Here is a 17797-nt window from a genome sequence, read left to right on the forward strand (position 1 = left end):
ATACTGATCGCCAGTGCACCATACGGACGAATGGATCATGTGGACCCCATGCAGCCCAGGGACGACGCCCCCGACCGTGCCGACGCCTACGCGGCTGTGCCGCTGCTCAACTGTCTGCTCCGGGAGGCCGCGGAACCCGCCGGCGAGGCGGGTGTCCACCGTCTGCGGGTCGGCGGTCGGCTGCTGCGTGTGCGTGGCGGGCGCCGTCCCCACGACCCCGAGCTGTACGCCGGCGGTACCTGGCAGCCGCTCACCCACCCCGAACTGGTCAAACTCACGACCGAGGAACTGCGGAGCGTCACCGGCCTGTCCAACCCCGAACTGCCCGGCGAGATGATCGACAGCCGGGACGCGGTGGCCGCGATCCTGGCCGCTCGCGCCCGCGCGACGGCACCGGACGATCCGTATGTGCGCTCCGAGCAGTCCCTGATCACCGGGCACCCCCACCACCCCGCACCCAAGGCGCGCGGAGGCGGACCCGTCGCGAGCTGGCTGCCCTACGCACCGGAGGCGTACGCCCGTTTCCCGCTCGCCCTGCTGGGTGTGCGTGAGGACGCAGTCGTCGAGGAGGGCGACACGACGGCGCTCGACGCGCTCGGCGCGGCGCCGCGCGGGTACCGGCTGCTGCCCGCGCACCCCTGGCAACTCGACCTGGTCGCCGCCCAGCCGGAGATCCGCGCGGCGTTCGAGGACGGTCGGCTCGTGCGGCTCGGCGCCACCCCGCGGCCCGTATGGCCGACGGCCTCGATCCGCACCGCGTACGTCCCCGACGCCGACCTCTTCGTCAAGTTCAGCCTGGACGTGCGGATCACCAACGACATCCGCCGGCTGTGGCGCCACGACCTGCTCAAGCTGCGCCGCACCGACGCGGCGGTGGTGTCCGCGTTCGCGGCGCTCGAGGGCCCGGCGGCCTGGCTGAGCGACCGCGGCTACCGCACGGCCGGCTTCGCCTTCGAGGAACTGGCTGTCCTGGTCCGTGACGGGCTGCGCCCACACGTGCTGCCCGGCGCCACCCCGCTGCTGGCCGCGGCCCTGGCGGAGGGCTTCGAGGGCAGCCCGCTCGACTCGCTCACCGACCCGGCCGAGTGGTGGACGGCGTACCTGCGTCAGGTCGTCCCCCCGGTCCTGGAGGCGTTCCAGCGGCACGGCGTCGTCCTGGAGGCACACCTGCAGAACACGCTGGTCGCGGTGGACACCGCCGGCTTGCCCGTCCAGGCCCTGTTCCGGGACGCGGAAGGCGTCAAGCTCCTGACCGACGTGTCCCGGGAGGCGGGCTGGGAGCGGCTCGTCTACTGCCTGATCGTCAACAACCTCGCCGAAGTGGCCGCACTGCTGTCGGAACGCCACCCCGGCTGGAACCCCTGGCCCGCCGCCCGCATGGAACTGGCCCGACACCTCGTCCCGGAGATCCCCGCCCTGCTCACCTCGCCCACCCTCCCCGGCAAGACGAACCTCCTGCTGCGCTGGACGGGTGCGGACGGCGCGGACGCCCGTTATCTGCCGCTGCCGAATCCCCTGGCCGGCCGCTGAACGCCGGTCACTTCGGCGCGGGTCGGGCCGGTGGCGCTCTGCTCTTTGTTGAGGCCGGCGCGAGGGCAGGGGACGACCCTTCAGGCGGAGCTCTCGCTTCCGTTGCGGATCAACGACATCAGCCGTCCGTGGGTTTCGCTGTCGGCTGCCACGACGAGTCCGCGGCCTGTCTGTCCGATCGGGCCGCCGTCGATTCCGGTGACCACACAGCCGGCGGCCCGGCACAGAGCGATACCGGCCGCGAAATGCACGCTCCCGGACAGGTCGCCGCCATCGGTGACATACGCGGCCCGCTTACCGGCGGCGACCCAGGCCAACGCCAGCGTCGTGGAGACGACCCGGGGCCGGAACCGTTCGACGAACCCGGGCTGGGCCAGCAGGTCCACAGCACGGATGCCGGGCGCGTTGGGGAACGGCGGGTCCAGGTTGACATCCACGAGCTGGGTGGCGGACGTGGGCGCCAGCCGGGCATCGGCACCATCGTGCCGCACCCAGGCGATCTCACCATCGGTGTAGAAGACCTCGCCGCTGAACGGGTCGGCCACCGCCGCCGGACCGCCGCGCAGCGCCACGTTGACGGCCACCAGCATGTTGCCGACGGCGTAGTTCAGCGTGCCGCACAGCGGATCCACCAACCACTCGCGCGAGGCCTCGGCGGCACCCTGCCGTCCGCCCTCTTCGCCGAGCACCGCGTCATCAGGCCGGGCGGCATGGATGACGCCGAGGATCGCCTTTTCGGCGTCCACGTCCGCAGCGGTGGCGAAGTCGCCGGCACCCTTGTCGATGCGGGTGAGTCGCTGTCCGTACATGGCACGCACGACGTCCGCCCCGGCACGTGCCGCGGCTATCGCGACCCCGGAATCGTCCAAGCCCGTATGTGAGTTGGTCATGGATGCAGGGTAGCGGCGGCATGTTGCACGGCTCACCGACTGGCAGCTCCGCCCCCCTGCGCATCCACAGCACTGTCGGAGGCGGCTGGTAGCGTCCCGACGATTTCACAGACTGGGAAGGTGGAGACGAGCCGTGCACGAGCCGTTCTTCGGGCCTGCCTGAACAGCCGATGACGGAGAGGAGGGAACTTACTTTGATGGACGACGTGTGGAAGCCGCCGTCGTACGAGCCCCAGCAACCAGCATCCGCACCGTACGGATGGCCGCAGCCGCCGACGGCGGGCCGTGCGGGCAGCCGCGTACCCATGGTGGTGGCGTTGGGTGTCGCGGTGGTCGGCATGGTGCTCACGGTGGTCGGCATCCTGGTCACCGGCGGTGAGACGGCGGGCTACCGGACGTGGCACCTGCCGAACCGGGCGATGGAACCGACGTATCCCGAGGGAAGTGACGTCACGGTGAAGCCCGTTGACGGTTCGGGCGTCCGGCGCGGTGATGTGGTCCTGTTCTCTGCCCGCGACTGGGGCGCCGACAGCGTCTTCATGATGCGGGTGATAGCTGTCGGCGGCGATCACGTCGTCATCGACGAGCCCGGGAGGGTGAAGGTCAACGGCAAGACCTTGCGGGAGCCGTACCTCTTCGAGAGCGGCTTCTCTTACAGCCCTCCTGTGGAGGTCACCGTTCCCGCGGGCCGGCTCTTCCTCCTCGGCGACCACCGGGTGGTTGCGGCGGACTCACGTGCCCATATCTATGAGCAGCACAGCGGAACCATCGCCCGCACTGCCATTGTCGGTATGGCCGTGGACCCCGCGAGTGTCCCCTCCCCCGATCGTCTGTGGCTGTGGGTGGGCGCGGCGACGACCGCCGCGGGCCTGGTAGCGGCAGCCGTCGCCGCGACCGTCAGGCGCCGCCGCACCGGCCTCGGCGCGCACCGAGAGCAGGTCAACTTTTGAGTCTCCAGCGGCTCGAGGAAGCGCTGCCGACGCTGCTCGGCATCAAAGCGGAGGTGCCACGGCGGATCGACTGGAGGTTCATCACCGAAGAGACGGGATTGGTGCTTCCCCCGGACTTCGTCGACCTCGCCGAGGCCTACCCTCCCTTCACCCTGGACGACTTCCTGGGCCTCCATATCCCGAGGCCCGGTGAGGAGGGGTACTTCGTCTCCGGGGTGAGGGGCTTGTTGACCAACCTCGGGGATCTGCGTGATTCCGGAATGTCGCACGGGTACGTCCCCTTTCCGGAATCCGGCGGTCTGGTGCCCTGGGGCGACTCCATCGACGGCGACGTCTTCTACTGGCGTACGAACGGCGGCGATCCCCAGGGCTGGACCGTGCTCGTCAGTGGGCACAACGACGACTGGTGCGAGTTCGAGATGGGTGTGACGGAGTACTTGGCCGGCCTTGTGTCGGGAACGGTGCCGCCCGACGGCTTGCCCCCGGATTTTCCCGGGGCGACCCCAGTCGTGGAAGCCGACTGATGCGTCAGGCGGCCGCCGCCGGACAACCTTCGGCGGCGGCGCTGGTCGGATGGGACCGGGCGTGGATGGTAACGGACGGAAGTCGGATAGCCTGGGAAAATGCTGAGCCAGGTCACCGCAACCCGCTACATCGAACCCCTGCGGTCCGGCGGCTCCGTGCCCGGTGTCGTCGAGGCCGATGACCTGGGCACGTACGTCGTGAAGTTCACCGGCTCCGCGCAGGGCCGCAAGGCGCTGGTCGCCGAGGTGATCGTCGGGGAGCTGGCCCGCAGGCTCGGGTTGCGTGTGCCCGAGCTGGTCCTCGCCCACTTCGACCCGGAGATCGCCGCGCACGAACCGCACCAGGAGGTGCGCGACCTGCTGAACGCGAGCCCCGGTCTCAACCTCGGCATGGACTACCTCCCTGGCGCGCGGGACTTCACCCCCGAAGTCGCCCAGGCCTGCACCGTCGATCCGGTGGAGGCGGGCAGGATCATCTGGCTGGACGCCCTGACCGTGAACGTCGACCGCACGGTCCACAGCTCCAACCTCATGGTCTGGCCCACCTTCGGCACCGCACCCCCGCGGCTGTGGCTGATCGACCACGGCGCCGCCCTCGTCTTCCACCACCGCTGGGACGCCTCCGCGCCGGAGAAGACGTACGACTTCCGGCACCACGCCCTCGGCCACTTCACCCCGGACATGCGGGCCGCCGAGGCCGAGCTGGCGCCCCGGGTGACCGAGGAGCTGCTGCGGGAGGTCGCCGAGGAGGTACCGGACGCGTGGCTGACCGGCGAGCCGGGCTTCGCGACGCCCGGCGAACTCCGGGACGCGTACGTGGAGTACCTCTCGGCCCGGGTGAAAGCCTCCGAGGCCTGGCTGCCCACCGACTTCCCCACCCGGGAGGAACTCGCCGCCGAGGAGGCGCTCCGCGCGGCGAAGACCCGGCAGGGCAGGCCGAACTGGCTCAAGCGGGTCCCCGACCTGCACGGCAAACCGGCCGCGGAACAGGACTGGTCCGTGCACCTGGGGTGACGACGGACAGGCACCGTGCGCGGATTGATTACGCACCCGGTGCCGTCGGCCTGCCCGCGCGGCTCGCAGACGGCCGAGTGGCCCCGGGGAAGCCCCTGGGCCACTCGGACAGGACGTGGGAGAGGGTGGTCGAGAGACTCAGCCGGCCAGCTGCTCGTACGCGGGAAGGGTGAGGAAGTCCGCGTAGTCCTCGTCCAGGGCGACCTTCAGCAGCAGATCGTGCGCCTGCTGCCAGTGGCCCGCGGCGAAGGTCTCCGCGCCGATCTCGACTCTGATGTTCTCCAACTCCTCGGCGGCGACCCTGCGGGCCAGTTCCGGGGTGGCCTTCTCGCCGTTCTCGAACTCGACGCCCGCGTTGATCCACTGCCAGATCTGGGAGCGCGAGATCTCCGCGGTGGCCGCGTCCTCCATGAGGTTGAAGATGGCGACCGCGCCCAGGCCCCGCAGCCAGGCCTCGATGTAGCGGATGCCGACCTGGACGGCGTTGACCAGGCCCGCGTACGTCGGCCTGGCCTGCAGGGAGTCGACGGCGATCAGGTCGGCGGCCTGGACGTCGACGTCCTCGCGCAGCCGGTCCTTCTGGTTCGGACGGTCGCCGAGAACCTTGTCGAAGGACTCCATGGCGATCGGGACCAGATCCGGGTGGGCGACCCAGGAGCCGTCGAAGCCGTCGTTCGCCTCGCGGTCTTTGTCCGCCTTGACCTTCTCGAAGGCGACGCTGTTGACCTCCTCGTCACGCCGGGAGGGGATGAACGCCGCCATGCCGCCGATCGCGTGCGCGCCGCGCTTGTGGCAGGTGCGGACGAGGAGTTCGGTGTACGCCCGCATGAACGGGGCTGTCATCGTCACCGCGTTGCGGTCCGGGAGGACGAACTTCGGTCCGCCGTCACGGAAGTTCTTGACGATGGAGAACAGGTAGTCCCAGCGACCCGCGTTCAACCCGGAGGCGTGGTGGCGGAGTTCGTAGAGGATCTCGTCCATCTCGAACGCAGCCGTAATCGTCTCGATCAGGACGGTGGCGCGGATGGTGCCCTGCGGGACGCCGATGTAGTCCTGCGCGAACACGAACACGTCGTTCCACAGGCGCGCCTCCAGGTGCGACTCCGTCTTCGGGAGGTAGAAGTACGGGCCTTTGCCGAGGTCGAGCAGGCGGCGCGCGTTGTGGAAGAAGTACAGGCCGAAGTCGACGAAGGCGCCGGGCATGTGCTGCCCGTCGACCTGGAGGTGACGCTCGTTCAGATGCCAGCCGCGCGGGCGCATCACGACCGTCGCCAACTCCTCCTCGGGGCGCAGGGCGTACGACTTGCCCGTGCCCGGGTCGGTGAAGTCGATGTTCCGGGTGTACGCGTCGATCAGGTTCAGCTGGCCGAGGACCACGTTCTCCCAGGTGGGAGCGGAAGCGTCCTCGAAGTCCGCGAGCCACACCCTGGCGCCGGAGTTGAGTGCGTTGATGGTCATCTTGCGGTCGGTGGGGCCGGTGATCTCGACCCGGCGGTCCTCGAGGGCGCGCGGTGCGGGGGCCACCTTCCAGGAGTCGTCCGCGCGGATCGCGGCGGTCTCCGGGAGGAAGTCGAGCGTGGACGTGCGGGCGATCTCGGCCCGGCGCTCCGCGCGGCGAGCGAGGAGTTCGTCACGCCGGGGCGTGAACCGCCGGTGCAGCTCGGTCACGAGAGCGAGTGCCGCGTCGGTGAGGACCTCTTCCTGCCGGGGCAGGGGCTCGGCGTCGACGACGGTCGCCGGGGACGGTGCGGACATGAGCTGTCACTTTTCCTTCAGCGAGCTGGCAGGGGACGCGGCGGCACGAGGCGCCAGGGCTGACCCGCACCTGGTGAACAGCCAGGCACTTCTGGGCAGTGGATACTAGTTTCCTCATAGTGGAACTTCAATCGGTGGAAATTCCATGATGTGTTGGCGTCGAGATTGTCCGAGGGAAGGTGGCATTCTCCGCTCCGAGGGGAGGCGGCGCTCGGTGTCGTCCGCTCAGTCAAGGTGCATCAAGTCGCCTTGCGTGTCGATGTCGTAGGGCCGTGCGACATCCCCGCACTCCACGAGTGCGAGCGCCTCCTCGTGGGCCTTCAGATAGGCGCGCGCCCCCCGGTCCCCGGTTGCCGTCACCGCGATGCCCGCCCAGTGCGCGGAGCCGAGCAGGACCGGATGCCCCCGCATGCCCTCGTACGCCGCCGAGGCCAGTGACCTCTCGTCCCGGTATGCGGCCAGGACGCGGGCCACCGCCTCCGGGCCGATGCCGGGCTGGTCGACGAGTGAGACGAGGGCCGCGCGCGCCCCCGTCCCGGCCAGCGAGCCGAGCCCGGCCCGCAGTGAGGTGCCCATGCCCTGCTCCCAGTCGGGGTTGTCCACCAGGACGCAGCCGGACAGGTCCGCTCGCTCCCGTACGGCATCGGCCGCGGCCCCCAGGACGACATGCACCCGGCCGCACCCGGCCGCCCGCAGGACCCCCGCCGCGTACTCCACGAGCGGCCGCCCCCGGTGTTCGAGCAGTGCCTTGGGCCGCCCGCCGAGCCGCCGCCCCCCGCCTGCCGCCAGGAGCAGCCCGGCGACCTCTTCGCTACACGCCGTACGAGCCATACGAGTCATACGTCCTGCATACCCGACCCGTGCCGACCGCAGGGGGCTCAAGGGGTGACAGGGCCCGCAAGGGGCAAGGGGTGTCAGGCGGCCGGTCCCGAACTCGCCAAAGTCTCCGAAAGCTCCGCCGCCACCTGCTGGAGCACCGGGACGATCGTCTCCGTCGCCGCCTCCGTGACCCGGCCCGCCGGGCCGGAGATGGAGATCGCCGCGGCCGTGGGGGATTCGGGCACGGGTACTGCGAGGCACCGGACCCCTATCTCCTGTTCGTTGTCGTCGATCGCGTACCCGAGCCGGCGCACCTCCCCCAGTGCGGCGAGGAACGCCTCGGGAGTGGTGAGCGTCTTTTCCGTGGCAGCGGGCATGCCCGTGCGCGTGAGCAGGGCGCGGACCTCGTCGTCCGGTGTGGTCGCGAGCAGTGCCTTGCCCACGCCTGTGGAGTGGGGCAGCACCCGCCGCCCCACCTCGGTGAACATCCGCATCGAGTGCTTGGACGGCACCTGCGCCACGTACACGACTTCGTCGCCGTCGAGCAGCGCCATGTTGGCGGTCTCGCCGGTCTCCTCGACCAGGCGCGCGAGATGGGGGCGGGCCCAGGTGCCGAGCAGCCGGGACGCCGACTCGCCGAGCCGGATCAGCCGAGGGCCGAGCGCATAGCGGCGGTTGGGCTGCTGGCGTACGTAACCGCAGGCCACGAGCGTGCGCATCAGGCGGTGGATCGTCGGCAGCGGCAGCCCGCTGCTGGTGGACAGCTCGCTGAGGCCGACCTCGCCGCCCGCGTCCGCCATTCGCTCCAGGAGGTCGAAGGCGCGCTCGAGGGACTGGACACCACCGCTGGCGGCGGGCTTGGCGGGGGCGTCGCTGGCGCTGGACGTCGGCACGGCGCGTTCCTTTCGGGACTGGCGGGAAGGCGAGAAGCCTACCGGGCGGTCGGTTGACTCCCTGCTGGCGCATAGCTACGTTCTGTAGATTGGAACTCTGATTCCGCTTTGCGGAAACATCCGGGCTTGATGCGGGTGAGGGTGCCGGGAGGGGGTTCACCTCGGGACGGTGGGTTCACCTCGGGGCGGTGGGTCCGCCTCTTGACGGTGTGAGGGCGGGAGTGAAGACTCCTTCAACAGAACGTTGAAGCCCGATACGTGGGCGTACATCCCGTTTCCCGTGCGTGCAACGGCGGCAGAGAGAGGGGTCCGGGTGTCCGACGCCGAACTGGTCCTGCGCTCGAGGTGTGTCATCACGCCCGAAGGGGCGCGCGCCGCGTCGGTCGTGGTCGCCGGGGGGGCGATCACGGCTGTGCTGCCGTACGACGCGGACGTACCCGCCGGCGCCCGGGTGGAAGACCTCGGTGACGACGTCCTGCTGCCGGGCCTGGTCGACACTCATGTGCACGTCAACGAACCGGGCCGCACCGAGTGGGAGGGCTTCTGGACCGCCACGCGCGCGGCGGCGGCCGGCGGCATCACCACCCTGGTCGACATGCCGCTCAACTCCCTCCCACCCACCACGACCGCCGACCACCTCCGTACGAAGAAGGAGGTCGCGGCCCGCAAGGCCCACATCGACGTCGGATTCTGGGGCGGCGCGCTGCCCGACAACGTGGCGGACCTGCGGCCGCTGCACGACGCGGGAGTCTTCGGGTTCAAGGCGTTCCTGTCGCCGTCGGGCGTGGACGAGTTCCCGCACCTCGATCAGGGGCAGCTCGCCCGATCCCTGGCCGAGATCGCCGGATTCGGCGGACTGCTCGTCGTGCACGCCGAGGATCCGCACCACCTCGCCGCCGCCCCGCAGCAGGGCGGCCCGAAGTACGCCGACTTCCTCGCCGGCCGACCGCGCGACGCCGAGAACGCGGCCGTAGCGAACCTCATCGCGCAGGCGAAGCGGTTCGACGCGCGTGTGCACGTGCTGCACCTGTCCTCCGGCGATGCGCTGCCGCTGATCGCCGCCGCCAAGGCCGAGGGGGCGCGGATCACGGTGGAGACCTGTCCGCACTACCTGGCCCTGACCGCCGAGGAAGTCCCCGACGGCGCAAGCGAGTTCAAGTGCTGCCCACCCATCCGCGAGGCCGCCAACCAGGACCTGTTGTGGCGGGCGCTGGCGGACGGCACCATCGACTGCGTGGTCACCGACCACTCCCCGTCGACGGCCGACCTGAAGACCGGGGACTTCGCGACCGCGTGGGGCGGCATCTCCGGCCTCCAGCTCAGCCTGTCGGCGGTCTGGACCGAGGCCCGCAAACGCGGCCACGGCCTGGAGGACGTGGTCCGCTGGATGTCCACGCGCACCGCACAACTGGCGGGACTCGGCCGGAAGGGCGCCGTCGAGGCGGGCCGCGACGCCGACTTCGCGGTGCTCGCGCCCGACGAGACGTTCACCGTGGACCCGGCGGCCCTCCAGCACCGCAACCGGGTCACCCCGTACGCGGGCAGGACCCTGTACGGCGTGGTCAGGTCCACCTGGCTGCGCGGCGAGCGCATCGTGGCGGACGGCGAGTTCACCGAGCCGAAGGGCCGACTGCTCGACAGAACCGGCTGAGCTCCCCTCCGCAGCCGCAGTGGCCGACTCCCGAGAGGAAGACCTGATCACCGTGACGGCTCAACAGCAATCCGAGTGGACCGGCTTCACCGGCGACGCCGACCCGTACGGGGGCGGAGACCCCTACGCGGACTACCGCACCGCCGACTTTCCCTTCACGCGGTACACCGATCTCGCCGACCGCAGGCTCGGTGCCGGGGTCATCGCCGCGGGCGACGAGTTCTTCGCCCAGCGCGAGAACCTCCTCGTGCCTGAGCGCGCCGAGTTCGACCCCGAGCACTTCGGGCACAAGGGCAAGGTCATGGACGGCTGGGAGACACGGCGCCGTCGCGGCGCCTCGGCCGAGCACCCGTGGCCGACGGCCGAGGACCACGACTGGGCGCTGGTGCGGCTCGGCGCGCCGGGCGTGGTACGCGGCATCGTGGTCGACACGGCGCACTTCCGGGGCAACTACCCGCAGGCGGTGTCCGTCGAGGGCACGTCGGTGCCCGGCTCCCCGTCCCCGGAGCAGCTGCTGTCGGACGAGGCGAAGTGGACGACGCTGGTGCCGCGCACGCCGGTCGCAGGACACGCGGCGAACGGCTTCGCGGTGTCGGTCGAACAGCGCGTCACACACCTGCGGTTGAACCAGCACCCCGACGGGGGCGTCGCGCGCCTGCGCGTGTACGGCGAGGTGGTCCCGGACCCGGCCTGGCTGGCGGTCCTCGGCACCCTCGACGTGGTCGCCCTGGAGAACGGCGGCCAGGTCGAGGACGCCTCGAACCTCTTCTACTCACCGGCCACGAACACAATCCAGCCGGGCCGCTCCCGCACGATGGACGACGGCTGGGAGACGCGCCGCCGCCGCGACCGGGGCAACGACTGGATCCGGTACCGGCTGGTCGCCCAGTCGCAGATCCGGGCGATCGAGATCGACACGGCCTGTCTCAAGGGGAACGCAGCGGGCTGGGCGTCGGTCTCGGTCAGGGACGGTGGGGACGACGACGGCGCCGCGTGGCGCGAGATCCTGCCGCGCACCCGCCTCCAGCCCGACACGAACCACCGCTTCGTCCTGCCCGTGCCGGCGGTCGGCACGCACGCGCGCGTGGACATCTATCCGGACGGCGGCATCTCCCGCCTGCGCCTTTATGGCTCGCTGACGCAGGAGGGCGCGACGCGCCTGGCGGCCCGTCACCAGGAACTGGGCGGCTGAGCCGACCTGCACGCGGGCGTACCGGCCCCGACGGCACCGGTGCGCCCCGCGCCCGCCCGCTCACACGGACGGCCACGGCGGATTCGAGGCGGCCGGAACTCTTCGCCCGGCGCCGGCGTTCTCCCGACGTGACTCTTCGGCAAGACATCGTCGGCAACGCCATGCAGATGGCGGTCGTCAACCTGAGCCCTGGGCAGACCGTGTACTGCGAGGCGGGCAAGTTCCTCTTCAAGACCACGAACGTGACCATGGAGACCCGCCTCTCCGGCCCGTCGAACGGCGGCGGCCAGTCCCAGGGCGGCGCGGGTGGCATGGGCGGCTTCCTGCGCCAGGCCATGGGCACCGCCATGCAGGTAGGCCAGCGCGCCCTGGCGGGCGAGTCGCTGGCGTTCCAGTACTTCACGGCGCAGGACGGCGAGGGCACCGTCGGGTTCGCCGGCGTGCTTCCCGGCGAGATGCGGGCCCTGGAACTCGACGGCACGCGCGCGTGGTTCGCGGAGAAGGACGCCTTCGTGGCCGCCGAGTCGACCGTCGAATTCGGCATCGCCTTCCAGGGCGGGCGTACGGGCATGAGCGGCGGCGAGGGCTTCATCCTGGAGAAGTTCACCGGGTACGGGACGGTGATCATCGCCGGCGCGGGCAACTTCATCGACCTCAACCCCGCCGAATTCGGGGGCCGCATCGAGGTCGACACAGGGTGCGTCGTCGCCTTCGAGGAGGGCATCCAGTACGGCGTCGAGCGCGTCGGTGGCCTCAACCGTCAGGGGCTCATGAACATGGCCTTCGGCGGCGAGGGCCTGTCCCTGGCCACCCTGGAGGGCAACGGCCGCGTCATCCTGCAGTCCCTCACCATCGAAAGCCTCGCCAACGCCCTCAAGAAGGCCCAGGGCGGCGACAAGCAGGGGCCGACGGGCGGACTGTTCTCGACGCACGCCGGCTGAGCGGGATGCGATGACGGCCGACCGATGAGTTACGGCGGCCGCCCGGGTCCGAACCGTGGACAGCAGACCCGAGAACCACCCGAAAAGGAGGGCACCCGTCATGGGCAAGCTCACCGTCACCGCCTTCATCACCCTCGACGGCGTCCACCAGGCCCCGGGCGGACCCCGTGAGGACCCGAGCGGCGGCTTCGAACAGGGCGGCTGGAGCGTTCCGTACGGTGACGAGGACTTCGGCCGGTTCATGACCGAGGCCTTCGACCGTGCGGGCGCCTTCCTCCTCGGCCGCCGTACGTACGAGATCTTCGCCGGGCACTGACCGAAGGTGACCGACCCCACCGACCCCATCGCCTCCCGGCTCAACTCCCTGCCGAAGTACGTCGCGTCGCAGAGCCTCGGCACCCCCTCCTGGGTGAACACCACGGTGCTGAGCGGTGACCTCGCCAAGGAGGTCACCGCCGTCAAGGAGCGGACCGAGGGCGAACTCCAGGTGCACGGCAGCGGTGCCCTGGCCCAGTCGCTGCTCTGATCTCGTTGTGGGCGTACCGCCAGTCCTCGAGCGCGGCGTCGTCATCGGGTTTTTCGAAGCGAAGGTTCGGCATCGCAGCAGGAAACCGGGACCATCGGCCTCCGTCAATCGGAATAGCGGACAGCCGGTCGGCACCCGTCAGTCGCGGGCGTCCGCGATCTCGCCGACGTCGACCGGGCGGCGCTCGTGGCGGGACAGCTCGCAGGCCTCCGCGACGCGCAGGGCCTGGAGGGCCTCTCGACCGTCGCACGGATTCGCGCGCTCACCTCTCACCACCTCGACGAACGCGGCGATCTCGGCCTCGTACGCGGGCGCGAACCGCTCCAGGAAGCCGGTCCACGGCCTGCCCGCGGGCGTAGGGCCGGCCGGCTCGGTCGACGTGATCGGCGTACGGGCGTCCAGGCCGACCGCGACCGTGTCCAGCTCGCCCGCCAGCTCCATCCGAACGTCGTACCCCGCCCCATTGATCCGCGTCGCCGTCGCCGTCGCCAGCGTGCCGTCGTCCAGCGTGAGCACGGCCGCGGCCGTCTCGACGTCGTCCGCCTCGCGGTACATCGCCCCGCCGGTGTCGGACCCGGTCGCGTACACCTCGACGACCTCGCGGCCGGTCACCCAGCGCAGGGCGTCGAAGTCGTGCACCAGGCAGTCGCGGTAGATCCCCCCGGAGGCCGGCAGATACGCGGCCGGCGGCGGCGCCATGTCGGACGTCATCGCACGGATCGTGTGCAGCCGCCCGAGCCTGCCGGAGCGCACGGCCTCACGCGCGGCCGTGTAACCCGCGTCGAAGCGACGCTGGAAGCCCATCTGCAGGATCGTTTTGGCCGCTTCGCCCTCCGCCAGGGCGGCCAGCGTGCTCGGCAGGTCGACCGCGATCGGCTTCTCGCAGAACACCGGGAGCCCGGAGCGTGCCGCCCGGCCGATCAGCTCGGCGTGGGCGGCGGTCGCCGCCGTGATGACCACGGCGTCCACGCCCCGGGTGTAGATCTCGTCCATGCCGGGCGCGGCCGTCGCGCCCAGACGGTCCGCGAGCCCACGGGCCCGGGCCGCGTCGACATCCGTGATGATGAGCGAGCCGACCTCGCGGTGGCGGCTGAGCGTGGTCGCGTGGAACGTCCCGATGCGACCTGCTCCGATGAGTCCGATGCGCATGGGAACAACCTGCGGTCGCATCCTTCGTTCTGTCAATGGATTGTCCGGACAATCGGACTACACGACTTCCCGTCATCCACCGCCGGAGCTACGCTCGCCCCGTGCCGAAACCAGTTGTGGACCCGACCGTGTCGCTCCAGCTCAGTGTCGACCGGAGCAGCCCGGTCCCGCTGTACTTCCAGCTCTCCCAGCAGCTGGAGGCCGCGATCGAGTGTGGGACGCTGACGCCGGGCAGCCTGCTGGGCAACGAGATCGACCTGGCCGCACGGCTCGGTCTGTCCCGGCCCACCGTCCGTCAGGCCATCCAGTCCCTCGTCGACAAGGGTCTGCTCGTGCGCCGCCGCGGTGTCGGTACCCAGGTCGTGCACAGCCAGGTCAAGCGGCCGCTGGAGCTCAGCAGCCTGTACGACGACCTGGAGGCGGCCGGGCAATGCCCCGCGACCCGGGTGCTCGGCAACACCCTCGTGCCCGCGTCGGCCGAGGTCGCCGCCGCGCTCGACGTGCCCGAGGGAAGCGAGGTGCACCGCGTCGAGCGGCTCCGCCTCGCGCACGGCGAGCCGATGGCGTACCTGTGCAACTATCTGCCGACCGGGCTGCTCGATCTGGAGACCGAGCGGCTGGAGGCGACCGGCCTCTACCGCCTGATGCGGGCCGCAGGCATCACGCTGCACAGCGCCCGGCAGTCCGTCGGGGCCCGCGCCGCCACCCCCGCCGAGGGCGAACGGTTCGGCGAATCCGAGGGCGCTCCGCTGCTCACCATGCAGCGCACCACGTTCGACGACACCGGCCGCGCTGTGGAGTTCGGCACTCACACCTACCGCGCCTCGCGCTACTCGTTCGAGTTTCAGCTACTCGTACGACCTTGAAGCCCGGCGATCCCGAAGCTCGAAGCCCTGTGATTCTGAAGCCTCTGACGGGCCGAAGCGCCCGCGCTTCCCGTAAACCCCGGTCCTGACCTGCCATATCGATGGCGGGTAAGCGATACTGGGTCGTTCTTATCGACTCCGCAAGAAGGGCGGCACGGCCTCGTGGCACGGATACGGATCTGGGTGACCATCGCACTCGCAGGGGTGCTCGGCGTATCCCTCGCAGGGTGCAGCAGCCACGGCGGAAAGCGCGCGGAGGACGCCCGCAAGGCCGCCGCCGCCCAGGGTCGGGCCGCGGTGGACACGCCTCGCTGGACGGTCGCCATGATCACGCACTCCGGTGACGGCGACACCTTCTGGGACATCGTGCAGAGCGGGGCCAAGCAGGCCGCCGTCAAGGACAACATCAACTTCCTGTACTCGCACAGCGCCGAGGCCCAGCAGCAGGCCCAGCTCGTGGACGCGGCGGTCGACCAGAAGGTCGACGGCATCATCGTCACGCTGGCCAAGCCCGATGCGATGAAGGCCGCCATCGCCCGGGCCGAGAAGGCCGGCATCCCGGTGGTCACGGTGAACTCCGGATCGGCGGAGTCGAAGGCGTTCGGCGCCCTCACCCACATCGGCCAGGACGAGACGATCGCCGGCGAGGCCGTCGGCGACGAGCTGAACAAGCGCGGCCGCAAGAAGGCCCTGTGTGTGCTGCACGAGCAGGGCAACGTGGGCCACGAGCAGCGCTGCGCGGGTGTGAAGAAGGCCTTCCACGGCAGCGTGCAGAACCTCTACGTCAACGGCACCAACATGCCGGACGTGCAGTCCTCCATCGGCGCCAAGCTCCAGTCGGACAAGTCCATCGACACGGTCGTCACCCTCGGCGCCCCCTTCGCCGACACCGCGGTGAAGGCCAGGTCCGACGCCGGCAGCAAGGCGGAGATCGACACCTTCGACCTGAACGCGAAGGTGGCGGGCAAGCTGAAGGACGGCACCCTCGGCTTCGCCGTCGACCAGCAGCCCTGGCTCCAGGGCTACGAGGCGGTCGACCAGATCTGGCTCTACAAGTACAACGCCAACACCATCGGCGGCGGCAAGCCGGTCCTCACCGGACCGCAGATCGTCACCAAGGACCAGGCCGCGACCCTGGAGAAGTACGCGAATCGGGGTACGCGATGACCACCACGACACCGGCGAACCAGCCGGAGACGACGGCGGACGGGGCAGTCGCGGACGAGCGGCTGATGAGGACCTCGCCCCTGAAGAAGCTCCTCGGCCGGCCCGAGCTGGGCTCGGTGGTGGGCGCGCTCGCCGTCTTCGTGTTCTTCTCGTTCGTCGCCGACAGCTTTCTGCGGGGCTCCAGCCTCAGCACGGTCCTGTACGCGGCCTCGACGATCGGCATCATGGCGGTGCCGGTCGCGCTGCTGATGATCGGCGGCGAGTTCGACCTGTCCGCGGGCGTCCTCGTGACATCGTCCGCGCTGGTCTCGTCGATGTTCAGCTACCAGATGACCGCCAACGTCTGGGTCGGCGTGGGCGTCTCCCTCCTGGTCACGCTGGCGATCGGCGCCTTCAACGGAATCGTGCTGACCCGCACGAAGCTACCCAGCTTCATCGTCACGCTCGGCACGTTCCTGATGCTGACCGGTCTGAACCTCGGCTTCACCAAGCTGATCAGCGGCACGGTCTCCACCAAGTCGATCTCCGACATGGACGGCTTCTCCTCGGCCAAGGCCGTGTTCGCCTCCACGATCACCATCGGCGGCATCGACTTCAAGATCACCATTCTGTGGTGGTTCGCCCTGGTCGCCCTCGCCTCCTGGATCCTGCTGCGCACCCGGGCCGGTAACTGGATCTTCGCGGTCGGCGGCAACGAGAGCGCGGCGCGCGCGGTCGGCGTCCCGGTGCACCGCACCAAGACCGGCCTGTACATGGGCGTCGCCCTCGGCGCCTGGATCTCCGGCCAGCACCTGCTGTTCTCCTTCGACGTCGTGCAGTCCGGGGAGGGCGTCGGCAACGAGCTGATCTACATCATCGCGGCCGTCATCGGCGGCTGTCTGATCACGGGCGGCTACGGATCCGCGGTCGGATCGGCGGTCGGCGCGGTCATCTTCGGCCTGACCAGCAAGGGCATCGTCTTCGCCCAGTGGAACCCCGACTGGTTCAAGTTCTTCCTCGGAGCGATGCTCCTCCTCGCGACCCTGCTCAACGCCTGGGTCCGCAAGCGTGCGGAGGCCACGACATGACGACGGACGTCGACGCCAAGGAGCGCACCGCGCTCGTCGAGCTGGAGGACGTCAGCAAGTACTACGGCAACGTCCGCGCCCTCGAAGGGGTCTCTCTCAAGGTCCACGAGGGGGAGATCACCTGCGTCCTCGGCGACAACGGAGCGGGCAAGTCCACGCTCATCAAGATCATCGCGGGGCTGCACCAGCACGACGCCGGCACCTTCAGTATCGAGGGTGAGGAGTGCCGTCCGTCCTCCCCGCGCGAGGCCCTGAACCGCGGGATCGCCACGGTCTACCAGGACCTGGCCGTCGTACCGCTGATGCCGGTGTGGCGGAACTTCTTCCTCGGTTCCGAGCCGCGCAAGGGCGTCGGTCCCTTCAAGCGCATGGACGTCGACCACATGCGCCGGACCACGCACGCCGAACTGCTGCGCATGGGCATCGACCTGCGGGACGTCGACCAGCCCATCGGCACCCTGTCGGGCGGTGAGCGCCAGTGCGTGGCCATCGCGCGGGCGGTGTACTTCGGTGCCAAGGTGCTGGTCCTCGACGAGCCGACGGCGGCACTGGGTGTGAAGCAGTCGGGTGTGGTGCTGAAATATGTGGCTGCCGCACGGGACGCCGGACTGGGTGTTGTCTTCATCACCCACAACCCGCACCACGCGTACCTGGTGGGCGATCGTTTCATCCTGCTCAAGCGCGGCGCGATGGTGGGCCACCACACCCGCGAGGAGATTTCGCTGGAGGAGCTGACACGGCAGATGGCGGGCGGCGACGAACTCGACGATCTGCGTCACGAGCTGAACAACCGCGCCTCGTAGGGGCGCGGGGCTGTCACCTCGCGTCGGTGAGCCGCGTGACGACCGGTGCCCCGGCGGACC

The 17797-nt window shown here is 70.2% G+C and carries 16 protein-coding genes and 1 pseudogene; 12 read left to right on the top strand and 5 right to left on the bottom strand.

Annotated elements, in window-relative coordinates:
* Positions 1-30 precede the first annotated feature (30 nt).
* Positions 31-1530, top strand: coding sequence for an IucA/IucC family protein (locus BIV24_RS26050; protein ID WP_071368883.1), 1500 nt, complete (start codon positions 31-33; stop codon positions 1528-1530).
* 80 nt (positions 1531-1610) lie between these two features.
* On the opposite strand, the gene BIV24_RS26055 is transcribed toward BIV24_RS26050, so the two are convergent.
* Positions 1611-2420: an inositol monophosphatase family protein gene (locus BIV24_RS26055; RefSeq protein WP_071368884.1), complete on the bottom strand. Its 810-nt coding sequence runs from the start codon at positions 2418-2420 to the stop codon at positions 1611-1613.
* Between the two features lie 197 nt (positions 2421-2617).
* Here BIV24_RS26055 and lepB point away from each other — a divergent pair, with 197 nt between their 5' ends.
* The 3 genes from lepB (at position 2618) to BIV24_RS26070 (ending at position 4908) form a co-directional block, all read left to right on the top strand.
* Complete coding sequence (lepB, locus tag BIV24_RS26060) at positions 2618-3370, top strand: signal peptidase I (RefSeq protein ID WP_177198820.1); 753 nt, start codon at positions 2618-2620, stop codon at positions 3368-3370.
* On the top strand, positions 3367-3894 hold the full coding sequence (locus BIV24_RS32530; protein ID WP_079168537.1) for a hypothetical protein: 528 nt from the start codon (positions 3367-3369) through the stop codon (positions 3892-3894). Before lepB ends, BIV24_RS32530 begins: the two co-directional genes overlap by 4 nt.
* Before the next feature lie 99 nt (positions 3895-3993).
* A complete protein-coding gene (locus tag BIV24_RS26070) occupies positions 3994-4908 on the top strand; it encodes a HipA family kinase (protein WP_071368885.1) in 915 nt (304 codons plus the stop codon).
* A gap of 138 nt (positions 4909-5046) precedes the next feature.
* On the opposite strand, the gene aceB is transcribed toward BIV24_RS26070, so the two are convergent.
* The 3 genes from aceB to BIV24_RS26085 form a co-directional block, all read right to left on the bottom strand.
* Complete coding sequence (gene aceB / locus BIV24_RS26075) at positions 5047-6663, bottom strand: malate synthase A (RefSeq protein ID WP_071368886.1); 1617 nt, start codon at positions 6661-6663, stop codon at positions 5047-5049.
* A gap of 225 nt (positions 6664-6888) precedes the next feature.
* Positions 6889-7503, bottom strand: coding sequence for a nucleotidyltransferase family protein (locus BIV24_RS26080; protein WP_071368887.1), 615 nt, complete (start codon positions 7501-7503; stop codon positions 6889-6891).
* Positions 7504-7577: 74 nt separating this feature from the next.
* Positions 7578-8375 (bottom strand): IclR family transcriptional regulator, encoded by a 798-nt coding sequence (locus BIV24_RS26085; RefSeq protein WP_071368888.1) that lies wholly within the window; start codon positions 8373-8375, stop codon positions 7578-7580.
* 313 nt (positions 8376-8688) lie between these two features.
* Between BIV24_RS26085 and allB the strand changes: the two genes are divergently transcribed.
* The 4 genes and pseudogenes from allB to BIV24_RS26105 form a co-directional block, all read left to right on the top strand.
* Positions 8689-10026 (top strand): allantoinase AllB, encoded by a 1338-nt coding sequence (gene allB, locus BIV24_RS26090; RefSeq protein WP_071368889.1) that lies wholly within the window; start codon positions 8689-8691, stop codon positions 10024-10026.
* A gap of 52 nt (positions 10027-10078) precedes the next feature.
* Positions 10079-11218, top strand: a complete 1140-nt coding sequence (alc, locus tag BIV24_RS26095) for an allantoicase (RefSeq protein WP_071368907.1) — start codon at positions 10079-10081, stop codon at positions 11216-11218.
* A gap of 128 nt (positions 11219-11346) precedes the next feature.
* The gene (locus tag BIV24_RS26100; protein WP_177198821.1) at positions 11347-12159 is read left to right on the top strand and encodes an AIM24 family protein; all 813 of its coding nucleotides are present in this window, start codon (positions 11347-11349) and stop codon (positions 12157-12159) included.
* A 100-nt stretch (positions 12160-12259) separates the two neighbouring features.
* Positions 12260-12682: pseudogene (locus BIV24_RS26105) on the top strand (dihydrofolate reductase family protein); the annotation flags it as partial.
* A 141-nt stretch (positions 12683-12823) separates the two neighbouring features.
* Here BIV24_RS26105 and BIV24_RS26110 read toward each other — a convergent pair.
* Complete coding sequence (locus BIV24_RS26110) at positions 12824-13834, bottom strand: Gfo/Idh/MocA family protein (RefSeq protein WP_071368890.1); 1011 nt, start codon at positions 13832-13834, stop codon at positions 12824-12826.
* 128 nt (positions 13835-13962) lie between these two features.
* Here BIV24_RS26110 and BIV24_RS26115 point away from each other — a divergent pair, with 128 nt between their 5' ends.
* The 4 genes from BIV24_RS26115 to BIV24_RS26130 all read left to right on the top strand — a co-directional run bounded on the left by BIV24_RS26115 (position 13963) and on the right by BIV24_RS26130 (position 17737).
* The gene (locus BIV24_RS26115) at positions 13963-14700 is read left to right on the top strand and encodes a GntR family transcriptional regulator (protein WP_107459725.1); all 738 of its coding nucleotides are present in this window, start codon (positions 13963-13965) and stop codon (positions 14698-14700) included.
* A gap of 162 nt (positions 14701-14862) precedes the next feature.
* On the top strand, positions 14863-15867 hold the full coding sequence (locus BIV24_RS26120; RefSeq protein WP_071368892.1) for a sugar ABC transporter substrate-binding protein: 1005 nt from the start codon (positions 14863-14865) through the stop codon (positions 15865-15867).
* Complete coding sequence (locus BIV24_RS26125) at positions 15864-16934, top strand: ABC transporter permease (protein ID WP_071368893.1); 1071 nt, start codon at positions 15864-15866, stop codon at positions 16932-16934. Before BIV24_RS26120 ends, BIV24_RS26125 begins: the two co-directional genes overlap by 4 nt.
* Positions 16931-17737, top strand: a complete 807-nt coding sequence (locus tag BIV24_RS26130) for an ATP-binding cassette domain-containing protein (RefSeq protein ID WP_071368894.1) — start codon at positions 16931-16933, stop codon at positions 17735-17737. Before BIV24_RS26125 ends, BIV24_RS26130 begins: the two co-directional genes overlap by 4 nt.
* The last annotated feature ends 60 nt before the right edge of the window (positions 17738-17797 follow it).

It is taken from the genome of Streptomyces colonosanans (assembly GCF_001866645.1).
Classification (GTDB): Bacteria; Actinomycetota; Actinomycetes; order Streptomycetales; family Streptomycetaceae; genus Streptomyces; species Streptomyces colonosanans.

Bases quoted from the DNA above. Each gene is read 5' to 3' on its own strand.
- BIV24_RS26110 (WP_071368890.1), bottom strand. From the start codon at position 13,834: ATGCGCATCGGACTCATCGGAGCAGGTCGCATCGGGACGTTCCACGCG.
- BIV24_RS26130 (WP_071368894.1), top strand. From the start codon at position 16,931: ATGACGACGGACGTCGACGCCAAGGAGCGCACCGCGCTCGTCGAGCTG.
- BIV24_RS26125 (WP_071368893.1), top strand. From the start codon at position 15,864: ATGACCACCACGACACCGGCGAACCAGCCGGAGACGACGGCGGACGGG.
- BIV24_RS26055 (WP_071368884.1), bottom strand. From the start codon at position 2,420: ATGACCAACTCACATACGGGCTTGGACGATTCCGGGGTCGCGATAGCC.
- BIV24_RS26050 (WP_071368883.1), top strand. From the start codon at position 31: ATGGATCATGTGGACCCCATGCAGCCCAGGGACGACGCCCCCGACCGT.
- BIV24_RS26070 (WP_071368885.1), top strand. From the start codon at position 3,994: ATGCTGAGCCAGGTCACCGCAACCCGCTACATCGAACCCCTGCGGTCC.
- lepB (WP_177198820.1), top strand. From the start codon at position 2,618: ATGGACGACGTGTGGAAGCCGCCGTCGTACGAGCCCCAGCAACCAGCA.
- BIV24_RS26080 (WP_071368887.1), bottom strand. From the start codon at position 7,503: ATGACTCGTATGGCTCGTACGGCGTGTAGCGAAGAGGTCGCCGGGCTG.
- aceB (WP_071368886.1), bottom strand. From the start codon at position 6,663: ATGTCCGCACCGTCCCCGGCGACCGTCGTCGACGCCGAGCCCCTGCCC.